The sequence below is a fragment of the Brevundimonas denitrificans genome, assembly GCF_030160755.1.
GTDB lineage: Bacteria > Pseudomonadota > Alphaproteobacteria > Caulobacterales > Caulobacteraceae > Brevundimonas > Brevundimonas denitrificans.
On record NZ_BSOY01000012.1, the window covers coordinates 13033 to 34285 of the forward strand.

19 protein-coding genes and 1 tRNA gene are annotated in these 21253 nt (G+C 69.0%); 15 read left to right on the forward strand and 5 right to left on the reverse strand.

The genetic code is table 11. The annotated features are described in order from the left end of the window. Positions 1–189: 189 nt before the first annotated feature. Positions 190–765, reverse strand: coding sequence for a YqaA family protein (locus tag QQJ79_RS04450; RefSeq protein ID WP_284221547.1), 576 nt, complete (start codon positions 763–765; stop codon positions 190–192). Between the two features lie 152 nt (positions 766–917). On the opposite strand from QQJ79_RS04450, the gene QQJ79_RS04455 reads away from it, so the two are divergent. From QQJ79_RS04455 to QQJ79_RS04470, 4 genes are all read left to right on the forward strand, one after another. Next, positions 918–1358, forward strand: coding sequence for a VOC family protein (locus QQJ79_RS04455; RefSeq protein WP_284221549.1), 441 nt, complete (start codon positions 918–920; stop codon positions 1356–1358). Between the two features lie 2 nt (positions 1359–1360). Then, on the forward strand, positions 1361–1969 hold the full coding sequence (locus tag QQJ79_RS04460; protein ID WP_431307570.1) for a DUF6655 family protein: 609 nt from the start codon (positions 1361–1363) through the stop codon (positions 1967–1969). A 685-nt stretch (positions 1970–2654) separates the two neighbouring features. Then, a complete protein-coding gene (locus tag QQJ79_RS04465) occupies positions 2655–4520 on the forward strand; it encodes a DUF885 domain-containing protein (RefSeq protein ID WP_284221553.1) in 1866 nt (621 codons plus the stop codon). A gap of 80 nt (positions 4521–4600) precedes the next feature. Beyond that, positions 4601–4933, forward strand: a complete 333-nt coding sequence (locus QQJ79_RS04470; protein WP_284221554.1) for a TFIIB-type zinc ribbon-containing protein — start codon at positions 4601–4603, stop codon at positions 4931–4933. A 234-nt stretch (positions 4934–5167) separates the two neighbouring features. Here QQJ79_RS04470 and QQJ79_RS04475 read toward each other — a convergent pair whose 3' ends face one another. After that, positions 5168–6886: a hypothetical protein gene (locus QQJ79_RS04475; RefSeq protein ID WP_284221556.1), complete on the reverse strand. Its 1719-nt coding sequence runs from the start codon at positions 6884–6886 to the stop codon at positions 5168–5170. A gap of 174 nt (positions 6887–7060) precedes the next feature. Here QQJ79_RS04475 and chvI point away from each other — a divergent pair, with 174 nt between their 5' ends. The 5 genes from chvI (at position 7061) to QQJ79_RS04500 (ending at position 10563) form a co-directional block, all read left to right on the forward strand. Next, entirely contained in the window at positions 7061–7765 is a 705-nt protein-coding gene (gene chvI, locus QQJ79_RS04480; protein ID WP_284221558.1) for a two-component response regulator ChvI, read from the forward strand. Further along, a complete protein-coding gene (gene chvG / locus QQJ79_RS04485; RefSeq protein WP_284221560.1) occupies positions 7734–9374 on the forward strand; it encodes a two-component sensor histidine kinase ChvG in 1641 nt (546 codons plus the stop codon). The genes chvI and chvG overlap by 32 nt, the downstream gene beginning before the upstream one ends. Then, complete coding sequence (locus tag QQJ79_RS04490) at positions 9371–9802, forward strand: HPr kinase/phosphorylase (protein WP_284221562.1); 432 nt, start codon at positions 9371–9373, stop codon at positions 9800–9802. The genes chvG and QQJ79_RS04490 overlap by 4 nt, the downstream gene beginning before the upstream one ends. An 87-nt stretch (positions 9803–9889) precedes the next feature. Next, entirely contained in the window at positions 9890–10294 is a 405-nt protein-coding gene (locus tag QQJ79_RS04495) for a PTS sugar transporter subunit IIA (protein WP_284221564.1), read from the forward strand. After that, on the forward strand, positions 10291–10563 hold the full coding sequence (locus QQJ79_RS04500; RefSeq protein WP_284221565.1) for an HPr family phosphocarrier protein: 273 nt from the start codon (positions 10291–10293) through the stop codon (positions 10561–10563). The genes QQJ79_RS04495 and QQJ79_RS04500 overlap by 4 nt, the downstream gene beginning before the upstream one ends. Here the strand turns inward: QQJ79_RS04500 and trhO are convergent, their stop codons facing one another. Continuing rightward, complete coding sequence (trhO, locus tag QQJ79_RS04505) at positions 10564–11520, reverse strand: oxygen-dependent tRNA uridine(34) hydroxylase TrhO (RefSeq protein WP_284221566.1); 957 nt, start codon at positions 11518–11520, stop codon at positions 10564–10566. Positions 11521–11582: 62 nt separating this feature from the next. Continuing rightward, positions 11583–11658: transfer RNA gene (locus QQJ79_RS04510), tRNA-Ala, on the reverse strand. Between the two features lie 169 nt (positions 11659–11827). Here QQJ79_RS04510 and QQJ79_RS04515 point away from each other — a divergent pair. The 5 genes from QQJ79_RS04515 to hisS all read left to right on the forward strand — a co-directional run bounded on the left by QQJ79_RS04515 (position 11828) and on the right by hisS (position 16644). After that, entirely contained in the window at positions 11828–12148 is a 321-nt protein-coding gene (locus QQJ79_RS04515; protein ID WP_284221567.1) for a YggT family protein, read from the forward strand. Positions 12149–12240: 92 nt separating this feature from the next. Beyond that, positions 12241–13119 (forward strand): 3-hydroxybutyryl-CoA dehydrogenase, encoded by an 879-nt coding sequence (locus tag QQJ79_RS04520; RefSeq protein WP_284221569.1) that lies wholly within the window; start codon positions 12241–12243, stop codon positions 13117–13119. Between the two features lie 10 nt (positions 13120–13129). Further along, the gene (locus tag QQJ79_RS04525) at positions 13130–13699 is read left to right on the forward strand and encodes a phthalate transporter (protein ID WP_284221573.1); all 570 of its coding nucleotides are present in this window, start codon (positions 13130–13132) and stop codon (positions 13697–13699) included. Positions 13700–13793: 94 nt separating this feature from the next. Further along, on the forward strand, positions 13794–15044 hold the full coding sequence (locus tag QQJ79_RS04530) for a DUF418 domain-containing protein (protein WP_284221575.1): 1251 nt from the start codon (positions 13794–13796) through the stop codon (positions 15042–15044). Between the two features lie 100 nt (positions 15045–15144). After that, positions 15145–16644 (forward strand): histidine--tRNA ligase, encoded by a 1500-nt coding sequence (gene hisS / locus QQJ79_RS04535; RefSeq protein ID WP_284221577.1) that lies wholly within the window; start codon positions 15145–15147, stop codon positions 16642–16644. 307 nt (positions 16645–16951) lie between these two features. On the opposite strand, the gene QQJ79_RS04540 is transcribed toward hisS, so the two are convergent. Next, positions 16952–19090, reverse strand: coding sequence for a M13 family metallopeptidase (locus QQJ79_RS04540; RefSeq protein ID WP_284221578.1), 2139 nt, complete (start codon positions 19088–19090; stop codon positions 16952–16954). Positions 19091–19243: 153 nt separating this feature from the next. Here QQJ79_RS04540 and QQJ79_RS04545 point away from each other — a divergent pair, with 153 nt between their 5' ends. Then, on the forward strand, positions 19244–21079 hold the full coding sequence (locus tag QQJ79_RS04545) for a cation:proton antiporter domain-containing protein (RefSeq protein WP_284221580.1): 1836 nt from the start codon (positions 19244–19246) through the stop codon (positions 21077–21079). Positions 21080–21253 lie beyond the last annotated feature (174 nt).

Here is a 21253-nt window from a genome sequence, read left to right on the forward strand (position 1 = left end):
TGGCGAGTGGGTGGTTAGTGGTTAGTGGCTGGCCAGTGGTTAGAGGAGCGCAGTGGCTCGTCGGGATGGAACAAGAGCTCCGCGGTTGCGGCTGCTGTGTAAATTCTTCCCTCGTCCACTAGTCGCTAGCCGCTAGCCGCTAGCCACTAGCCACCAGCCGCTAGCCGCTAGCCACCAGCCACGGGCCACTCAGAGCATCTTGACCGCCACGATGGCGCCGACAATCACCGCCAGGCCGATGATGCTCCACATGGCCAGCCGCTTCTCGACCATTTCCAGCATGGCCGGGCCCCAGCGCTTCAGGACCCAGGCCTCGGCGAAGAAGCGGCCGCCGCGGGTCACGGCGCACAGGGCCACGAAGAGGGGGAAGTTGAACTGGAAGATGCCGGAGGCGATGGTGATCAGCTTGAACGGGATCGGCGTCAGGCCCTTGATCAGGATCACCCAGGCGCCGTGCTGCTGGAACAGGGCCTTGGACGCCTCGAAGGTGTCGGCCTTGCCCAGCCAGGCCAGGATCATCATCCCGACATCGGTGAGGAAATAGCCGATGGCGTAGCCGAGCATCGCCCCCAGCACCGAGGCGACGGTGCAGACGCCGGCGTAGAAATACGCCCGGTCCGGCCGCGCCAGGATCATCGGCCCCAGCATGACGTCGGGCGGGATGGGGAAGAAGGAGCTTTCGGTGAAGGACACCACCGCCAGCGCCGGCGTGGCGTGCTTGCTGCGGGCGAGGGCGAAAACCCAGTCGTAGAGCTTGCGAAGCATATGTGTTCCGGAAAGGCCGAAGGTGGCGTCTAGCAGGCGCGGGCGGCCCGCGCACCCGCTGAAACCCTCCGTGAGTCGCGGTCGCGGCGAACCGTCGCTATAGAGGCCGCCTCCCGCCTCCCGCCTCCCGCCTCCCCAGGACGGAAATCCCCATGCGCTATCTGCACACCATGGTCCGGGTGACCGACCTCGACGCCTCGCTCCGCTTCTGGTGCGACCTGCTGGGTCTCCAGGAGATGCGGCGGATGGAGAATGAGGCCGGGCGTTTCACCCTGGTCTTCCTCGCCGCGCCGGCGGACCGCGCGCGCTCGGAAGCGGAGCGGTCGCCCGAGGTCGAGCTGACTTTCAACTGGGACCCGCAGACCTATGACGGCGGCCGGAATTTCGGCCATCTGGCCTATAAGGTCGACGACATCCATGCCGCCTGTCAGCGGCTGATGGACGGCGGCGTGGTCATCAACCGGCCGCCCCGCGACGGCCGCATGGCCTTTGTCCGCTCGCCGGACGGCATCTCCGTCGAACTGCTGCAGGAGGGGGCCGCCCTGGCCCCCGCCGAGCCCTGGGTCTCCATGCCCAACACCGGGAGCTGGTGATCTTGAGAGCGTATCCGATCCTCGCTCTGGCCCTGCTGGCGGGCGCCTGCGCCTCGACCTCCGAGACCTATCCGTCGCGGACCGCCACCGAACAGCTGCTGGTCAGCCGCGCCGCCGACCGCGCCGTCGAGGGCCTGACCCTGCCGATCCCGTCCGGTTCGCGCGTCTTCGTGGACGACGCCTATTTCCGCGCCGAGACCGCGAGCTACGCCGTCAGCGCCATCCGCGCCGCCCTGTCCGACGCCGGCTACGCCCTGGTTTCCTCCAAGACCGAGGCCGACGCCGTGTTCGAACTGCGCGCCGGCGCCCTGTCGCTGGAGCAGATGCGCCGCGTCTTCGGCCTGCCCGAGATGCGGGTGCCGATCAACGACAGTTTCAACGTCGTTTCGGTGCCGGAACTGTCGATCTACAGCCGCCGCGACCGGGTCGGCGTGGCCGAGTTCTCGGGCTTCCTCTACGAGCCGAAGACCGGCGCGCCCCTGGGCGCCGTGGTGCCGATGACCGGCGAATTCCGCATCCGCAGCCACAAACTGCTGATGATCGTCGCCTGGGGCCAGCAGAGCATCGACCCGGGCCAGCGCGATCCGGGGGACAGCTGGCGGGAGTTCTAGGCCCGAGGGGCGCCGATGTTGCGGTCCTTGTCATCCCGGACGCCGCAAGGCGGCCATCCGGGACGGTTGAAGCACCCTCCTTCTCCGGCTTCCCGGACAGCCCGCTTGGGCTGAGCCGGGAGCAAGGCCGCCGCTGCACAGAAGGCAGGGGCTTGTCCCCTTGGGCGGCGTCGCGAATCCAGGGAGGGGAGCGGTTCCCGCCCGTCTCCCGGCTCAGCCCGAGCAGGCTGTCCGGGAGGGTCCACAAGGGGGTCATCTCCGGTCCCCGATCTCCGCTTCGCTCCGTCGGGGATGACAAGGGGACTACCCCTGTCGAATGTGGAACGCTCCCGGTTCTCAGGGTCGAAAAGATACTGTTCCCCGGAAAGGCGTGACGCTGCTCCGGAAATGCGCGGGTTGAGCCCCCTTCCGCTGACCATTCCTGTCGACCGCTCCTGCGCCGGAGCCGCCGTGAAACCCTGTTGTCAAAGACCCGCGCCGCTTTCCCCAGAAGGCGACGGGTCATTTTACCGCCGTTGTGGGGGACGCTGGCTGATTTCCGGGGGCGCGGGTCGGGAAGGGTGAAAACAGGGTCGGGAGGGGCGAGATTATACGGGGCGGGAAGACACGGCTCAGGCGATGCCGTCCCTTGCGCCCCGGCGCTCGCTCGGGGATGGTCGCGGCCTCAGTGTTTCCGGGGGTTTCCATGCGCCGTCTGCTCGTCTCGTCCGCCGCCCTTCTCGCCCTGACGGCAGGCGCGTCCGCCGCCGCCGCGCAGGACCCGCACGCCGGCCATGCCGGGGACGCCGCCCCGCCCGCCGCCGCCCAGAGCGAGGACGCGCGGCTGGCGGCGTTTTTTGAACAGGCGTTTCAGGAACGGATCGCCCTGTCGCCGCAGCAGATGACCTCGCTGGGGATCAAGACCGACTACGACCGGCTGGACGACGCCACCGACGCGGCGGCCGAGCGGGCGCTGGCCCTGGCCGAGCGGCAGCTGTTGCAGCTGAACGACCAGTTCAATCCGCGGACCCTGAGCGCCGAGAGCCGGCTGTCGTGGCGGCTGTTCGAATACGGGGTGGAGCAGGCGCGGCTGTCGAACCGGTGGCGCGACCGGAACTACCAGTTCGCGGCGAACGGCAATCCGACCACAAGCCTGCCGGTGTTCATGATCAACAACCACCGCGTCGACAGCGTCTCCGACGCGGAGGCCTATGTGGCGCGGCTGCGCGACGCCGAGCGGGTCATGGGCGAGATTTCCACCACCCTGCGCGCGCGGGCCGCGGCGGGGGTGATCTCGCCCCATTTCGTGTTCGGGCCCTCGATCGCCAACACCCGCAACATCATCACCGGCGCGCCCTTCGACGGCGGGGCCGACAATCCGGTCTGGGCCGATTTCCAGCGGAAGGTGGGCGCGCTGGACGCCGACGCCGCGACCAGGGAGCGGCTGCTGGCCGAGGGCCGGGCGGCCCTGACCGGCGAGTGGAGGCGCGGCTATGAGACCGTGCTGACGGCCCTGGCCGAGGTCCAGATCCAGGCCGCCGCCATGCCGGACCGCGACGGCGGCGTCTGGCGGCTGCCCGACGGCGAGGCCTTCTACAATGCCCGTCTGCGGCTCTCGACGACGACCGACCTGACGGCGGACCAGATCCACGAGATCGGCCTGTCGGAGGTGGCGCGGCTGCACGGCGAAATGCGGGAGATCATGACCCGGGTGGGTTTCACCGGCTCGCTGCAGGAGATGTTCGCCTTCCTCAAGACGGACCCGCGCTTCCAGTATCCGAACACGCCGGAGGGCAAGGAAGCCTATCTGACCGACTCGCGCGCCTTCATCGCCCAGGTGATGGCGGCGGCCCCGGGGCTGTTCCACGACCTGCCCGAGGCGGCGCTCGAGGTGCGGTCGGTCGAGCCGTGGCGCGAGGCGACGGCCTCGGTCGCCTTCTACAATTCCCCGTCGCCGGACGGGTCGCGGCCCGGCATCTATTACGTCAACCTGTCGGACATGACCCAGGTGCTGAAGCCCCAGATCGAGGCGATCAGCTATCATGAGGGCGCGCCGGGCCACCATTTCCAGATCGCCTATGCGCAGGAGATGGAGGATCTTCCCCGCTTCCGCCGCTTCGGCGGTTACGGCGCCTACGCCGAGGGCTGGGGGCTGTACGCCGAGCGGCTCGGGCTGGAGATGGGTTTCTACGACGACCCCTATTCCGACTTCGGCCGGCTGTCGCTGGAGCTGTGGCGCGCGGTCCGGCTGGTCACCGATACGGGGCTGCACGCCAAACGCTGGAGCCGCGAACAGGCGATCGCCTATTTCCAGCAGAACTCGCTGCTCAGCGAGCGCGACATCGTCAAGGAGGTCGAGCGCTATCTGACCAATCCGGGGCAGGCGACCAGCTACAAGATCGGCGAGCTGAAGATCATGGAACTGCGCGCGAGAGCCCGGGCGGCCCTGGGCGCCCGGTTCGACATCCGCGACTTCCACGCGGTGGTGCTGGGTTCGGGCTCGGTGCCGCTGGACGTGCTGGAAGACCAGGTCGACGCCTGGATCGCGGCGGGCGGCGGGGCGCCCGGCTGAGGCCGGCGCGGCTGATCGCCGCGTTGGCGGAACCGGTCCGGCCCCCTAGCTCTAGAGTTCGACCTCTGTAGGAGACGCCGATGCCGCTCTTGATGTGCCCCAACGACAACGCCGCCATGCAGACGCTCGAGCGGGGCGGCGTGCAGTTCGACATGTGCCCGACCTGCCGCGGCGTCTGGCTGGACCGCGGCGAGCTGGAGAAGCTGATGGACTCGGCGGCCCAGGACGGACGGGCGTCCGCGCCCCAGGCCGCGCCCCCGCCCCAGGCCCAGCCCTATCCGCCGCAGCAGCCGCCGCAGCAGCCGTGGGGCGCCCAGCCCGCCTATCGCGACGAGCGCTATCGCAGCCGCGATGACGACGACTACCGCTACAAGAAGAAGAAGCGCGACAGCATCTTCGACATTTTTGATTGAGAATTTGTCATCCCGGCCGAAGCGAAGCGCAGAGCCGGGACGGGGTGGCTCTTCCTCTGCAGCCTCCCGGAAATCGCAACGCGATTGTCCTGGAGACGGGTGGCGTTCGCGCGCGTCCTGACCTGTATCCCGGATAGAGGCTGACGCCGCTTCCGGGAGAAAGAGGTGTGCGGGCTCCGGCGTCCCGGATCGCCGCGTCGCGGCCTCCGGGATGACAAGGCGCCGAGGGGTTTGTCAGGCGGCGAGGCCGGCGGCCTGCATCAGGCCCTTCAGCGGGGCCAGGGTTTCCGGCGCGGCGGACAGGACGGCGCGGGATTCCGGCGCGCGGAACAGTTTGACCGCCTCGGCCTTGGCGCGGTCGGCGGCCGGGCCCAGGGGCGCGGTCTCCCCGGCGGCGAGGCGCAGCAGCACCGACAGTTTCTGCAACAGCGGGGCGGGCGAGCGGGCCAGCATCATGACGATCCGGGCCTCGGCCTCGACCACGCCCCCGACGGCGCCGATGGCGGTGTTGATCTCCTCATCGTCCCGTTCCGTCAGGCCGCAGGCGCGGACGGCGCGCTGCAGCCCGGCCAGCACGCCCAGCTTCTGGGCCGCCGTCTGGGTGGTCGATTGAGCCCGCATCTCGCTCTCGAAACGCAGCGACCCGACGCAGGCCGACAGCCAGCGGGCCGCGGAGCGTTTGTTGGCGACCCCGGTGACGTTCTCGCACAGCCGGGTCAGGGCCTCGGCCTCGCACAGGACGGTGGTGCAGCTCTTGACGTAGGCGGCGACGAAGTCGGCGGTGACGATGGCCTTGGAGCGCTCGTTGAAGGCCGTCTGCACCTCGTCGAGGGTCAGCAGCCGACCGGCGGTGACGGTGAGGGTCATCGCCAGGGTGCGCAGGATGTCGATCTCGCCCGCGGCGTCGTTGGGGCGCAGGCGGCGGGGGCTCATCAGCTCGCGCAGGACCATGCGGGCGAGGGCGGCCGAGAGCAGGGGGAAGTGACCGGCCTCGAGCCGGGCCCCGAGACGGGCGGCGGGGCCGTCGACGGCCGGCACCTGCAGCGCCAGTCGGGGATCCTGGGCGATCAGGGCGTTGATCTCGCGCGGCGCCACCATGCGGACCACGGCGGCCAGGGAGGCCCCCTGGTCAAGGGAGGGCCCCAGCATGTCGGCCAGGCTGGTCCGGGCCCCCAGCATCTCGCACAGCAGTTGTTCGATCGGCACCATGACCATGGCGCGGGGGGCGCCGTCCATGGGCGCGCGTTCCGCCAGATCCATCAGCCGGTCGAGGCGCGGCCGTCCGCCGCGCAGGCCCTTCAGGGCGCCGCAAACGACCCCGCCCATGATGAAGGCGCGATCCGGCTGGCCGGCCATGCGATGGGCGATGTCGGCGATCGAACAGTCTTCGAGGCTGGGGAAGAGGTTGCGCCGCCCGGCCGCGACGACACGCTCCACGGCCTGATCCGACAGTTTCTGATAGTGCCGCATCAGATCATGGACCGGCTGGCCCACGTCCTGGCTCTCGGGCACGGCGATCTTCTGGATGGCGTGCTGAAGCTCGACGCCCGAGGCTTCCAGCTTTTCGGCCAGGTCGGGACGGTGCAGCAGTTCGAAGGCGGTGACGCCGTTGCGCCCCAGCCAGTCCTCCAGCACCCGGCTGATCGTCTCGCGGGCATGGGGGGCGTAGAAATCCTGCGGCGCCGAACAGCGCGGTCCGGCCTGGTCCTCGGGCACGACCCGCTTGCGCTGGACCTCGGGCGCGCCGCGCGTGAGCACGGTGACGCTGTTGAATTCCATTGTGTCCGGGTCGAGCGTCTCCTTCGTCACGCGCACGGCGGCGGCGCGGTCGTCGGAGAGCATGTCCTCGGCGGTCTGGACGGCGTGGGCGCGGTCCTCCGTCGCCATCTGGAGACTCCAGGGCGCCGGCGCGGTCTTGCGGATATAGACTTCGTAGTGGACAGGGCCGGCCATGGAACGCTCACAGTTTGAGCCTCCACCATGACGCCAAGGGTTTAAGGTCAGGTTTCGTTGCGCATTGTCGCGGCGCAGCCCATGTTTTGCGCCGTAATCTCTCCACGATGTTTTAGAACGGTACCGCTTGCCGCGCGTTGAGATGGCGAACGATCCGTCTGCAAGGAGCCCGACTTGGCCAACATCACCCTGGTTGACGACGACGAGAACATCGTCGCCTCCGTCTCGCTGGCGCTGGAAAGCCATGGCCACAAGGTCACGGCCTGGCACGACGGGGCCTCGGGCCTCGAGGCGCTGGAAGCCAGCCCGCCCGATCTGGCCATCCTTGATGTGAAGATGCCGCGCATGGACGGGATGGAGGTGCTGCGCCGCCTGCGTCAGACCTCGCAGATTCCCGTGATCATGCTGACGTCCAAGGATGAGGAGATCGACGAGATCCTCGGCTTCAACCTCGGCGCCGACGACTATATCCACAAGCCGTTCAGCCAGCGTCTGCTGATCGAGCGGGTCAAGGCCCTGCTGCGCCGCACGGGCGCCGACGGCGGCGAGCCCGAGCCCTCGGGCGAAGGCTCCACCAAGGCGATCAAGCGCGGCAAGCTGTCGATGGACCCGGCCCGCCACGAGAGCACCTGGGAGGGCAAGCCGGTCAAGCTGACCGTGACCGAGTTCCTGCTGCTCCAGGCCCTGGCCCAGCGGCCCGGCTTCGTGAAGAGCCGCGACAACCTGATGGACGCCGCCTACGACGATCAGGTCTATGTCGACGACCGCACTATCGACAGCCACGTCAAACGCATGCGGAAGAAATTCCGGGTGGTCGACCCCGAGTTCGACGCCATCGAGACCCTGTATGGCGTTGGATACCGCTATCGCGAAAGCTGAACCGCTCCCGCCGGGAGACGCTGAACCCCGCCGACGCCTGAAACGCTTCGGCGGGTCGCGGCTGGGCGGGCTGATTCTCGCCCTCAACCTGCTCAGCCTGCTGATCCTGTTCGTCGGCGCCCTGCTGCTCAACGAGTGGAGCCGGGGCCTGATCCAGGCGCGTCAGGAGACGCTGCTCGCCCAGGCCGAACTGCTGGCCAATGTGCTGGCCGACAAGGAATATACGGTCGGCGAACCGACGCCGCAGTTCAACGTCGAGAAGGCGCCGCTGCTGCTGCGCGACAATTTCATTCCCGTGGGACAGCGGGCCCGTCTGTTCGACATCGACGGCATCATCGTCGCCGACAGCTATGCGGTGACCGAAGTCATTCCGGGCCAGGCGCTGCCGCCCGCGCGCCCGGCAGGCAGCCCGCTTCCGCGCCCGGACCCCAAGGCCGAAAGCCGAAACGTCGCGGAACTGGAGCAGGCCCGCGCGACCCTGGCGGCCGAGGTGGAACGCGCGCTGGACGGTGAGCCGCAGGCGACGGTGCGGCCGTCCGAAAGCGGTGATCGCGTGGTGTCCGTCTCCATTCCCGTCCGCCATGTGCAACAGGTGCTGGGCGTTCTGACGCTCGAGGCCGGGGACGTGGACGAGACCCTGTCCGCCCAGCGCCGCGCCCTGATGCCCTTCGCCCTGGTGGCGCTGGCGGTGAACCTGCTGGGGTCGCTGCTGATGCATCTGTTCGTGGCGCGGCCGGTGATGCGGCTGTCGGCGGCGGCGGACGAGGTCCGGCTGCAGCGGGCCCGGGCCATCTCCCTGCCCGATCTCGAAAGCCGCAAGGACGAGATCGGCGACCTGGCCCGGTCGCTGGAGACGATGACCGAGACCCTGTCGGACCGGATGGACGCCATCGAGGCCTTCGCCGCCGACGTCTCTCATGAGATCAAGAATCCCCTGACCTCGATCCGTTCGGCGCTGGAGACCCTGCCGCTGGTCAAGACGGCGGCCCAGCGCGAGAAGCTGACCAATCTGCTGCAACAGGATGTGCGGCGGCTGGACCGGTTGATCACCGACATCTCCAACGCCTCGCGGCTGGACGCCGAGCTGAACCGCGACCGGCCGCGCGCCATCGACCTGACCCAGCTGCTGACCGAGATCGTCGGCGTCTATGAGGCCGGGCTGAAGCCGGGCGAGGCGCATGTGACCTTTGAGGCCCCGACCGGCGGTCACGTCCAGATCATGGGCCGCGACGGGCCGCTGGGGCAGGTGTTCCGCAATCTGATCGACAACGCCCGCTCGTTCAGCCCCCCCGGCGGCGTGGTGCGGCTGTCGCTGGGCCGCGACGATATGGATCCGGAGCGGCCGGTTCGCGTGCGAATCGATGACGATGGGCCGGGCATTCCGCCGGAGAATCTCGAGACGGTGTTCGAACGGTTCTACACCGCCCGCCCGCGGGGCACGGCGTTCGGGGCCAATTCGGGGCTGGGGCTGTCGATCGTGCGTCAGATCGTCGAGGCCCATGGCGGCCATGTCCGGGCCGCCAACCGGCCGGATGCGGCGGGCGGCGTCGCCGGCGCTCGCTTCGAGGTCGCCCTGCCCGCGGCGCCGGGATCGGGCCGGCGCACATGACCGCCGCCCAGCCGCTGCACGCCACCGCCGTGGCGCAATGGCGACCCGGGATCGGCTGGCGCGCCATCCTGATCAGCGGACCGTCGGGCGCGGGCAAGAGCGACCTGGCGCTGCGGCTGATCGGGCGCGGCTGGCGGCTGGTGGCGGACGACTATGTCCATGTCTTCGCCTCGGGCGAGGCGCTCTACGCCACGGCGCCGGATACGATCCGGGGACGAATCGAGGCCCGCGGCCTCGGGATCATCGGGGCCTGCGTGCAGGGCGTGGTGCGGCTGGTCCTCGCCGTCGAGCTGACAGACCCGACTCCGGAGCGGCTGCCGGACCCGGATGAGCGGCGCCTCGCGGGCCGGTGCGTGCCGCTGCTCCGGCTGAGGGGATTTGAGGCCTCGGCGGTCGAAAAGGTCGCGGCGGCCATCGCCCCGCTTTAACCCGGCGCGGACTTGGGCTATTCCGCCCGGCTTGCGGCGCGCTCAAGGGCGGCCGGACGCGGGGGCGAAAGTCTTGGTGAAGCCTTCATGATCGGCTTGGTGATCGTCACCCACGGGGGCCTGGCCTCCGAATTTCTCGCGGCCATGGAGCATGTGGTGGGACCCCAGCGCGGGGTCGCGGCCATCTGCATCGGGCCCGAGGACGACATGGAACGGCGCCGCCGCGACATCGTCGACGCCGCCGCGGCCGTCAACGACGGCGACGGCGTCATCCTGCTGACCGACATGTTCGGGGGCACGCCGTCCAACCTGGCCATATCGGTGATGGAAGAGACCCGCGCCGAGGTCATCGCCGGGCTCAACCTGCCCATGCTGATCAAACTGGCCAGCGTGCGCGGCCGCGAACCGCTGGAAGCCTGCGTCGCCCATGCCCAGGACGCCGGTCGCAAATACATCTCGGTCGCCAGCTGGGTGCTTCAGGGCGAGAAATGACGGCAAGCGCCACGGCCAACATCTGCAACACCCGCGGCCTTCACGCCCGCGCCTCGGCCAAATTCGTCAAACTGGCCTCGACCTTCGACGCCGAGGTCCATGTCACCCGTGACGGCGTCACGGTGAACGCCCTGTCGATCATGGGCCTGCTGATGCTGGGCGCCGGCAACGGCTGCACCATCGACATCTCCGCCGAGGGCGCGGAGGCCGAGGCCGCCGTGGCCGCCCTGGCCGAGCTGGTCGAGCGGAAATTCGACGAGGACCAGTAGTCAGTCTTCGGACGGCGTCTGGACCGCCCCGATGTGCGCCAGGCCGCGAAGCGCGGCGATCTCCACCTGTTTCGCCCGTTCGAGATAGCGGGCGCGGTCCGCCTCGGTCCGGCTGTCGGCGCAGCGGTCGCAGCAGACCCCCTCGACATAACGCGGCGACGCCCGGCCGGCCTCGCTGACCGGCATGCGGCAGCCCCGGCAAAGGCTGTGGCTGCCCGGGGTCAGGCCGTGGCCGACGGCGACCCGCTCGTCGAAGACGAAACACTCGCCCCGCCACAGGCTGTCCGTCTCCGGGGTCGTCTCGAGATAGCGCAGGATGCCGCCCTCCAGATGGAAGACGTCCTGCACGCCCTCGGCCCTGAGGAAGGCGGTGGCCTTTTCGCAGCGGATGCCGCCGGTGCAGTACATGGCTACCTTCGGCGGCGTCGGCCCGTCGAGCAGGGCGCGGCCTTCGGTCCGGAACCAGTCGGGGAAGTCGCGAAAAGCCCGCGTATTGGGCTGGATCGCTCCCTCGAAGGCGCCGACGGCGGCCTCATAGTCGTTTCGGGTGTCGATCACGACCACGTCCGGCTGCCGGATCAGGGCGTTCCAGTCGGCGGGCGCGACATAGGTCCCGGCGTTGGCGACCGGATCGAGATCCGGCTGCCCCATGGTGACGATCTCGGGCTTGATCCGGACCTTCATGCGGTGGAACGGCATGGCGGCGGCGTCCGCGAATTTCACCTCGAGGGCCGCGAAGCCGGGCAGGGCGCGGATCTCCGCCAGCACCCGGTCGATGGAGGCTTCGGGTCCCGCGATGGTGCCGTTCAGCCCCTCATGCGCGACCAGAAGGGTGCCGCGCACATCCGGGCGGCACAGGGCCTCGAGCCGGGCGCGCACGGCCTTGCAGTCGGCGATGGCCGCGAACCGGTAGAGGGCGGCGACGCGGACGGGGGATGGGTCGTGGGAAACGGCCACAGAAGGGCATCCTGCTTCGCGCTACCGGGCCTGCCCTGCGAAGCGCGCCGCGCGAAGCAGGGTGGTGGAGCCGAGGGGAGTCGAACCCCTGACCTCGTCATTGCGAACGACGCGCTCTACCAACTGAGCTACGGCCCCCCTTACCCCGTTGGACAATGGGGCGCAGGCGAGGGCGCGACATACGAGGGGCGGGGCGGGAGTGTCAACGGGGTTGGCGCAGCCGGGGCCTGCGACGCCGGAATCGTTGGACGGACGGCGCGGTCAAGGTAGAAGCGGGACAGATCAGGTTTCGGGAGCATCGGAAAGCATGGCGGCGATCATCGGTTTCATCTTCTTCGTCATCGATGCCTTGCTGGGGCTGCTGGTGCTGGCCATCATCGTCAGCGCGATTCTGAGCTGGCTGTTCGCCTTTGATGTCATCAACCATCGCAATCGGTTCGTGAACCAGCTCGCGGATTTCCTCGACAGGGTCACCGGTCCGGTGCTGCTGCCGTTCCGCAAGGTCATTCCGTCCCTGGGCGGCATGGACATCACGCCGATCATCGTCCTGATCCTGATCCACGGCGTGCGGGTCTATCTCCTGCCTGCCTCGCACGCGGCGCTTCTGACACTCTTCGGGGCTTACTGACCGACCGCCTGTCATCGGGCCTTGCACCGTCCGGCGAGGGTCCTAAGGTGCCGCTCCGACCGGGCCTCCCGCCCGCCAGCCAACCGGAATTCATGACCACGATCCGATCCGTCGCCATCGTCGGCGCAGGCCAGATGGGCGCAGGCATCGCCCAGGCCGTGGCCGCCGGCGGCTATCAGGTGCTGCTGTACGACGCCGCCGCGGACCGCGTGCCGCAGGCCCAGGCCGCCATCGCCGCCAGCCTGGCCCGCCAGATCGATCGCGGCCTGATCGACCCGGCCTCGGCCGACGCCGCCCTTTCGCGCATCACGGCCGCATCCTCGCTGGCCGCCGCGGCCCGGGCCGATCTCGTCATCGAGGCGGCGGTCGAGGACGAGGCGGTCAAGAAGTCGATACTGACCGAACTGGTCCCGCATCTGGGGCCCGACACCCTGCTGGCGTCCAACACCTCCTCGATTTCGATCACCCGGCTGGCCTCGGTCACCGACCGGCCCGAGCGGTTCATCGGCCTGCATTTCATGAAGCCGGCGCCGGTGATGAGACTGGTCGAGATCGTGCGCGGCATCGCCACCTCGGCCGACACCTATGAGACGGCGGTGGCCTTTGCGGAGTCGCTGGGCAAGACCACCACCAACGCCGAGGACTTCCCCGCCTTCATCGTCAACCGCATCCTGGTGCCGATGATCAATGAGGCGATCTACACCCTGTACGAAGGCGTCGGGAACGTCGCCTCGATCGACAAGGCGCTGAAGCTGGGCGCCAACCATCCGATGGGGCCGCTGGAACTGGCGGACTTCATGGGGCTGGACGTGGTTCTGGCGATCATGAACGTGCTGCATGAGGGCCTGGCCGACACCAAATACCGGCCCTGTCCCCTGTTGGTGAAATATGTCGAGGCCGGCTGGCTGGGACGCAAGTCCGGGCGCGGCTTCTACGACTATTCCGGCGACACGCCGGCGCCCACGCGGTGAGTCCGGCGCGATGATCCCGATCCCGGAAAGAGCCGAGGACTTCCCCGGACAGGAGCGGGTGGCCTGGCGGCGGGAGCCGCACCGGCTGGTGCTGGCGGCGCTCGCCGGGGCCCTGTGGCCGCCGATCCCGATCACCCTGCTGATCTGGCCGCCGAACAACTGGGCGCCGTCGATGGAGATCGATCCGCGGCTGGTGGCCCTGGTCATCGGGCTGATGGCCGTGCCGGCGGGCCTGTGGCTGCTGCGGCGGGAGCGTGAGCGGACCGGACGGCCGTCGACGCGGCTGGGCGTGGTCTGGCGGTTCATGTTCTACGGCGGTCTGCTGGCCGCCGGGCTTCAGGCGCTGTTCGCCCTCATCCTGTGCATCTTCGGCTGGTTCGAGGCGGGCGGCATCGCCCAGGCCGCGGGCGCCACGGAAACCACCCTGCTCATCTATGGCGTCGGCCTGCTTCCCGTCGCCGTCATGGTGGGGGTCAGCTATGCCCTGTGGGCGGGCCTGTGCGCCGCCTTCATCGCCTTCAGGCTTCAGCCCGAGGTGCGGGACCGGCTGGGCTTGATGAGCGAACCCGACGAAGCCTGACGCTCTCCGGCCCGGCCGGGCCGTTACGCAGAATTCAGTTTCAAGACCGCGCCGCTTCGGCCAAGCTTGCCCCTGCCGGATGGGGGAAGATGTCATGGCCGTCGCCGAAACAACCGGGGCCGAGGCGCCCGCGCCGCTCGCGAAACTGGCGCCCGTCGCCACGTCGGATCGCCTGTTCAGTCTGGATATGGTCCGCGGTCTGGCCGTTCTGGGCATTCTGGCCGTCAACGCCATGACCTTCGCCTGGCCCTGGGCGGTCGTGTCCAATCCGCCCTTGCAGACAGGCTTCGACGCCGAGGCCGCGCAGGCCTGGCAGATCATGCACGTCTTCTTCCAGGACAAGATGCGCACCCTGTTCTCCATGCTGTTCGGCGTCTCGATCTTCCTGATCGGCGGCGAACGCGCGGACGCAGCGCGGGGCAAGCTGCTGCGCAGCCGCCTGTTCTGGCTGGCCGTCTTCGGCCTGATCCATGGTCTGGCCTTCTGGTTCGGCGACATCCTGCTGCTCTACGCCTGGACCGGCCTGTTCGTGATGCTGGTGCGGTCGTGGAGCGCCCGCAGTCTGTTGATCGCGGGCGTCAGCCTGAACCTGATCTGTTCGGCCCTCTATGTGGGCATGATGTCCCTGCTGGCCTTCGCCCCTCCGGAAGCTCTGGCCGGCGCGATGGAAGGCTCCGGCTGGGGCGCTGACCCGGCCAAGCTGGCCCGGTCGATCGCGGCCTTCCAGGGCGACGCCCTGTCGGTCAGCCTGGCCCAGGTGAGAAACTGGCTGCAGACCGCCCCCGCCATGCTGATCTTCTTCCTGCCGGCGACGTCGGCCCTGATGCTGATCGGCATGGGTCTGTTCAAGTCAGGCTTCCTGGCCGGCCGTTCGCCGGCCTGGGTCTATGGCCTGTTCATCGCCGCCGGGGGCGGATCGCTGTGGCTGGTCTGGCAGGAGACCTCGGCCTTCATCGCGGCGGGCTTCCCCTTCATCGAGACGATGACCAAGCCGTACAACAGCTTCCTCGCCCCCTTCATTTCGCTCGGCTACGCCAGCCTGCTGATCCTGCTGGCGCGGTTCGGGCTGAAGCTGATCCTGACGCCGCTGGCCTGCGCCGGGCGGATGGCCTTCACCAACTACCTCAGCCAGACCCTGATCATGACCACCATCTTCTACGGCGGCCGGGGGCTGGGCTGGTACGGCCAGATCGGCTGGCCCGAGATGTGGATTATCATCGGCGGGGTCTGGGCGGCGCAGCTGATCTGGTCGCCGCTGTGGTTGTCGGTGTTCCAGCTGGGCCCGCTGGAATGGGCCTGGCGTTGCCTGACGTACAAGCGGATGGTTCCGCTGAGGAAGGCCTGAGGGGTCGGGGGTCAGGGATCAGGGAAGAGGGACGCATCGCACCGCACCGTCGCCGCCCTAACCTCTGGTCCCTAATCCCTTGTCCCTCTAAAGACGCGGCATGACCACCGACGCCGCCGCTCCCGCCCGCCCTGAAGCCCGCAATCCGCGGGGGTTCGCCGACCGTCGCGGTCGCGACCTGATCGCCGAGCGCCGTCTCGTGCAGCGGGTGTCCGAGGTCTATGAGCGCTGGGGCTTCGAGCCGCTGGAGACGGGCGCGTTCGAATACGCCGATGCGCTCGGCAAATTCCTGCCGGACGCCGACCGTCCCAACGAGGGGGTCTTCGCCCTTCAGGACGACGACGACCAGTGGATGGCGCTGCGCTACGACCTGACCGCGCCGCTGGCCCGGTTCGCGGCCCAGGGGTGGGAGACCCTGCCCAAGCCGTTCCGCCGCTACGCCTTCGGCCCGGTGTGGCGCAACGAGAAGCCGGGCCCGGGGCGGTTCCGCGAGTTCGTCCAGTGCGACGCCGACACCGTCGGCTCGGACCGGCCCGAGGCCGATGCCGAGATCATCGCCATGGCCTGCGAGGGCCTGCGCGCGGCCGGTCTGGACGCCGGTCAGGCGGTGGTGCGCGTCTCCAACCGCAAACTGTTCGACGGCCTGTTCCAGGCGGGCGGGATCGAGGATGCGGGCCAGCGGCTGACCGCCCTGCGGGCCATCGACAAATTCGACCGGCTGGGCTGGGAGGGCGTCGCCGCCCTGCTGGGCGAGGGCCGGCTCGATGACTCGGGCGACTACACCCGGGGGGCGCGTCTGCCGGCCGGCGTGATCGCGACGATCGAGGGCTTCCTGTCGTCGGTGGCGGACGAGGGGCTGACGCGCGCCGGGACGCTGGACGCCGTCGCGCGGGTCGGGGGGCTGGGCGAGATCGGCGAGGCGGCCCTGACCGAGCTGGCCGCCATCGACGCCGCGCTGAACGCCATGAAGGTGAGCCAGGACGCGGTCCGCTTCGACCCGACCATCGTGCGCGGGCTGGAATATTACACCGGCGCCGTGTTCGAGGCCGAGCTGCTGCTGGACACGGTCGACGACAAGGGCCGGGCCGTGCGCTTCGGCTCGATCGGGGGCGGCGGACGCTATGACGATCTGGTGGCGCGGTTCACCGGCGAGCGGCTGCCGGCGACCGGCTTCTCGTTCGGGGTGTCGCGCCTGGCCTCGGCCCTGCGCGCCGCCGGACGGGGCGACGAGGACGCGGTGCGCGGGCCGGTCGTGGTCATCGTCTTTTCCGACGCCGACATGCAGCACTATCTCGACGCCGTGTCCGAACTCCGCAACGCCGGCGTCGCCGCCGAGCTCTATCTGGGCCGGGCCGGGATGAAGGCGCAGATGAAATACGCCGACCGCCGCGGCGCGCCGGCCGCCGTCATCCTGGGCGGAGACGAGATCGCGGCCGGCCAGGTCACGGTCAAGGATCTGGACGCCGGCCGGGCGCTCGCCGCCGGCGTCAGCGACAACGAGGCCTGGAAATCCGAACGCCCGGGCCAGCAGATCGTCCCCCGATCCGAGCTGGTCGCCACCGTCGCCCGGATCGTCAAACAGGCGCGCACAGCTTCGTGAGTTATCACTGATAAGTCTTGAAAAATCCGGGTTTCGCCCGCCCGTTCATTGACTTGAGACGGTAAATGTCGTCTTTCTGACGTACTCGGGAAGCGCAGCGTTTCGGCGCAGCAGCGGCCCGGAGGCGTTTCGGGGAGGAAACGTCCGCTCGTCAAAGAGCGAAAGAAAGCCCGCCGCGAATGTATCCCCCGCGGCGGGCTTTTTTGCGCCTGGAGCCTGGCGCTGCGCGCCGGTGGCTAGTGGCTAGTGGCCACAAGAAAGGGGCCGGAGCGTTGGCTCCGACCCCTTCCCGTCTTTCAGGCCTGTCCTACCAGATGCGAACCCGGTCTGCCGGGGCCAGGTAGTAGCGGTCGCCGGGCTGGACGTCGAAGGCGTCGTACCAGGCGTCGACGTTGCGGACCGGGCCGATCACCCGGAACTCGGCCGGGCTGTGCGAGTCGGTGTCGATCTGCTGCCTCAGCGCGTCGTCGCGATATTTCGACTGCCAGACCTGGGCCCAGCCGTAGAAGAAGCGCTGGTCGCCGGTCGTGCCGTCGAGGATCGGCGCGGGCTGGCCGTTCAGCGACAGGTGATAGGCCTCAAGCCCGACGGCGTTGCCGGCGGCGTCGCCGATGTTCTCGCCCATGGTCAGGGCCGGGCGGACCCGGAACCCCGGGAGCGGCTCGAACTGGCCGTACTGCTCGCCGAGGCGGGCCGTCAGGGCGTCGAAATTGGCCCGGTCCTCGGCCGTCCACCAGCTGCGCAGCACCCCGTCGCCATCGGACTTGGAGCCCTGGTCGTCGAAGCCGTGGCCGATTTCGTGGCCGATGACGCCGCCGATGCCGCCGTAGTTGACGGCCGGGTCCGCATCCGGATCGAAGAAGGGCGGCTGCAGGATGGCGGCCGGGAAGACGATCTCGTTATTGGTCGAGTTGTAGTAGGCGTTCACGGTCTGCGGGGTCATGCCCCACTCGTCCTTGTCCACCGGCTGGTTCAGGCGGTTGAGCTGGTAGTTCCAGCGGAAGAGACCGGCCCGCTCGCCGTTGCCGAACAGGTCGTCCGGACGGATTTCAAGAGCGGAGTAGTCGCGCCACTTGTTCGGATAGCCGATCTTGACGGTGAATTTGGCCAGCTTCTCCTGGGCCGCGGCCTTGGTGGCGTCGCCCATCCAGTCGTAGGTGTTGATGCGGTTGCTGAGCGCGATGCGCAGGTTGGCGACCAGCTCCTCCATCTGCGCCTTGGACGCGGCGGGGAAGTATTCGGCCACATACTGGCGGCCGACGGCCTCGCCCAGCATGCCCTCGGCGAAGCTGATGCCCCGCTTGTCGCGGGGGCGCTGCATCGGCTGGCCCTGCAGATCGCGCGAACGGAACTCCCACTGGGCGTCCGAGAAGCGGCGCGACAGGCGCGGCGCGGCCTGGTCGGTGGTGTGGAAGGCCTCCCAGGCCTGGAGAGTCGCGACAGGAGTGTCCGCGAAGATCGCGGCGATCGTCGGCATCGCCGTGTCCTGGCGAACGATCAGGCGGGGCACGTCGCCGACGCCGACCGCTGTATAATAGGCCTGCCACGGGAAGCCCGGGGCCTCCGCCGCCAGCTGGGCGATGGTGTATTCGTTGTAGGTCTCGTCGCGATTGCGGTTCTGCTCCGGCGTCCAGTGCGCCTCGGCGATCCGGTTCTCGAAGGCGAGGATGGCGTCCGCGCTGGCCGCCGGGTCTTCCCAGCCGACCATGGTCAGCATCCGCTCGACATAGGCGCGGTACAGAGCCTTCTTCTCGGCCCAGCGGTCCGCCAGATAGTAGTCGCGGTTGGGCAGGCCCAGGCCGGCCTGGCCGGTCGAGACGACATAGCGGGTCGGCGCCTTCTGGTCGGTGGTGATGCCTGTGCCGAAGATCGAGGCGCCCACACGGCCCTGCGTCTGACCCATGTAGACGGCCATCGCCTCATGGGTGTTCGCGGCGCGGATCGCAGCCAGGTAGGGCTGCAGCGGCTGGGCGTCCAGCGCCTCGATCCGGTCCTCGTCCATATAGGCGCGATAGGCGTCGGCGATCTTCTGCTCGTCGGAGCCGGGGACCAGGTCGGTGCGGGCGACGAGGGCGTCGATCATCACCTTGACGCGGTTGTCCGAGAGCTCGCGCAGCAGATTGAACGAGCCGTATGAGGTGCGGTCGGACGGAATCTGGAGCCGGTCGAGCGCCGCGCCGTTGGCGTAGCGCATGAAGCTTTCGCCGGGCCGCACCGAGGTGTCGCGACCGTCGAGGTTGAAGCCCCAGGTTCCGTAGCTCGGCGCTTCCGTGCCCTGGTAGCCCAGGACCGTTCCGCCGTCGGGCGGGGTCTGGAAGAGCTCGTAGATGGAGCAGCTTTCGTCGATGCAGCCATGGCCGTGATCTTCGCCGCCGACCTGGGCGACCGCGACGGACGCGGGCAGGAGCAGGGCGCCGAGCGCGGCGCCGATGAGCAATTTCTTCATGGGGATTTCCTCGACTTCGCTTCTCTGTCGGACAGCGTCGTCGGCGACCCTACGCCCCGGGCCCGTCCTGTCGCCTGAATTATTTGTCATGTGCGACGGAAACCCAGACGGGGCGGCGTTTCAGCCTGTAGGCTGACCCCCGACGGAGGACGAATGGCGACTCACGGCGGCGGCGGCGAATACAAGGATCTGGTGGTCTTTCTGGCGGCCGCGGGCGTGGTCGTGCCGCTGTTCAACCGTCTGAAGATCAGTCCGGTGCTGGGCTTCCTCGCCGCGGGCGTGCTGCTGGGTCCCGACGGACTGGCCCGGATGTCGGACGCCGCGCCCTGGCTGTCGTGGCTGACCATTTCGGACGCCACCCAGATCCGGTCCCTGTCCGAGCTCGGCGTCGCCTTCCTGCTGTTCATGATCGGGCTGGAGCTGTCGTGGGAGCGGCTGCGGGCCATGCGCAAGCTGGTCTTCGGCCTCGGCCTGACCCAGGTGGCGACCTGTACGGTGGCGCTGGCGGCGGTCTTTGTGTTCATGGGCCAGCCGCTGGTCTCGGCGGCCGTGCTGGGGATGGGGCTGGCCCTGTCCTCGACAGCCGTGGTGATGCCGGTGATGGCCGAGCGGGGGCGGATCAAGACCACCGCCGGACGGGCGACCTTTTCCATCCTGCTGGCCCAGGATCTGGTCGTGGCGCCGATCCTGATCACCGTCACGGTTCTGGCGGCGCTCGCCGGGAGCGGCGTCGGCGGCGGCGATTTCGACCCGGCGGTTCTGGGCCCCGCGCTGTTCACCCTGATCCCGGCCGCCATCGGTCTGGCGCTGCTGGTCGTGCTGGGCCGGCTGGTGCTGCGGCCCATGTTCCGCTCGGTCGCCCGGGCCAAGGCCCGGGGGCAGGGGCAGGAGATGTTCATCGCCGCCAGCCTGCTGGTGGTGGTCGGCGCCGGGGTGGCGGCCCAGGCCGCCGGCCTGTCGATGAGCCTCGGCGCCCTGATCGCCGGCCTGCTGCTGGCCGAGACCGAGTTCCGACGCGAGGTCGAGATTTCGATCGAGCCGTTCAAGGGCCTGTTGCTCGGGGTCTTTTTCGTGGGGGTCGGCATCAGCCTCGACCTCGACGCCGTGGCCGCCGATCCCGTGGCCGTGTTCGGCCTGGCCGCCATGCTGACCCTGCTGAAGGCCGGCCTGATATACGCCGCCGCCCGCCTGTGGGGCCTGAACAACCGCACCGCCATCGAGACGGCGCTGGTGCTGGGACCCGCAGGGGAGTTCGCCTTCGTCATCCTGGGCGCCGGTCTGGTCGAGGGGATCGCCTCGCCCGCCTTCACCCAGACGGTGCTCATGGCGGCGACGATCAGCATTTTCACGGTCCCCCTGATGGCCCTGATCGCGGACCGGCTGGTGAAACGCGTAGCCCCGGCCGTCGCCGAACTGCCGCCCGAGGCCCTGGAGACGCCGTCAGCGACGTCCGGACAGGTGCTGATCGTCGGCTTCGGACGGGTGGGACGTCTGGTCGGCGAGATGCTGACCGAGCATGGACAGGCCTTCCTGGCCATCGACGCCAATCCCTCCACCGTGGCCAAGGGCAGGGCCGAGGGGGCCAATGTCTTCTATGGCGACGCGGGGCGGACCGAGATGCTGGAGCGCTGCGGCATCGACACGGCGCGGGCTGTGGTGGTGACCATGGATGCGCCGATCAAGGTCGATGAGGTGGTCATCGCCACACGCTCGCTGCGGCCCGACCTGATCCTGATCGCCCGCGCCCGGGATCACAAACACGCCGCCCGCCTGTACGCCCTGGGCGTCACGGACGCCGTCCCCGAGACCACGGAGGCCAGCCTGCAACTGGCCGAGAACACCCTCGTCGATCTGGGGGTGCCCATGGGTCTGGTGCTGGCGTCGATTCACGAGCGTCGCGACCGGTTCCGCAAGATCTTTCAGGAGGCCATGCCCGGCAGCGACGCCGTCCGCAGCCCGCGCGCCCTGCGCTCCACCCTGCGGCGCTGAGACGCATCGGCGGAGGGTCCGTGCGGGGACGTTAACCGCATGACTATCCCGACTGTTAATCCCGCTACCCCATTTTGGTCATCGTTGCGTGATGATTGCCCCGTTCTCGCCTGACAGGCGATGTGTCTGCGTGCCTTCGCGCCCGCTCCGGATTTTCCATCGCTTCGGCGTCCA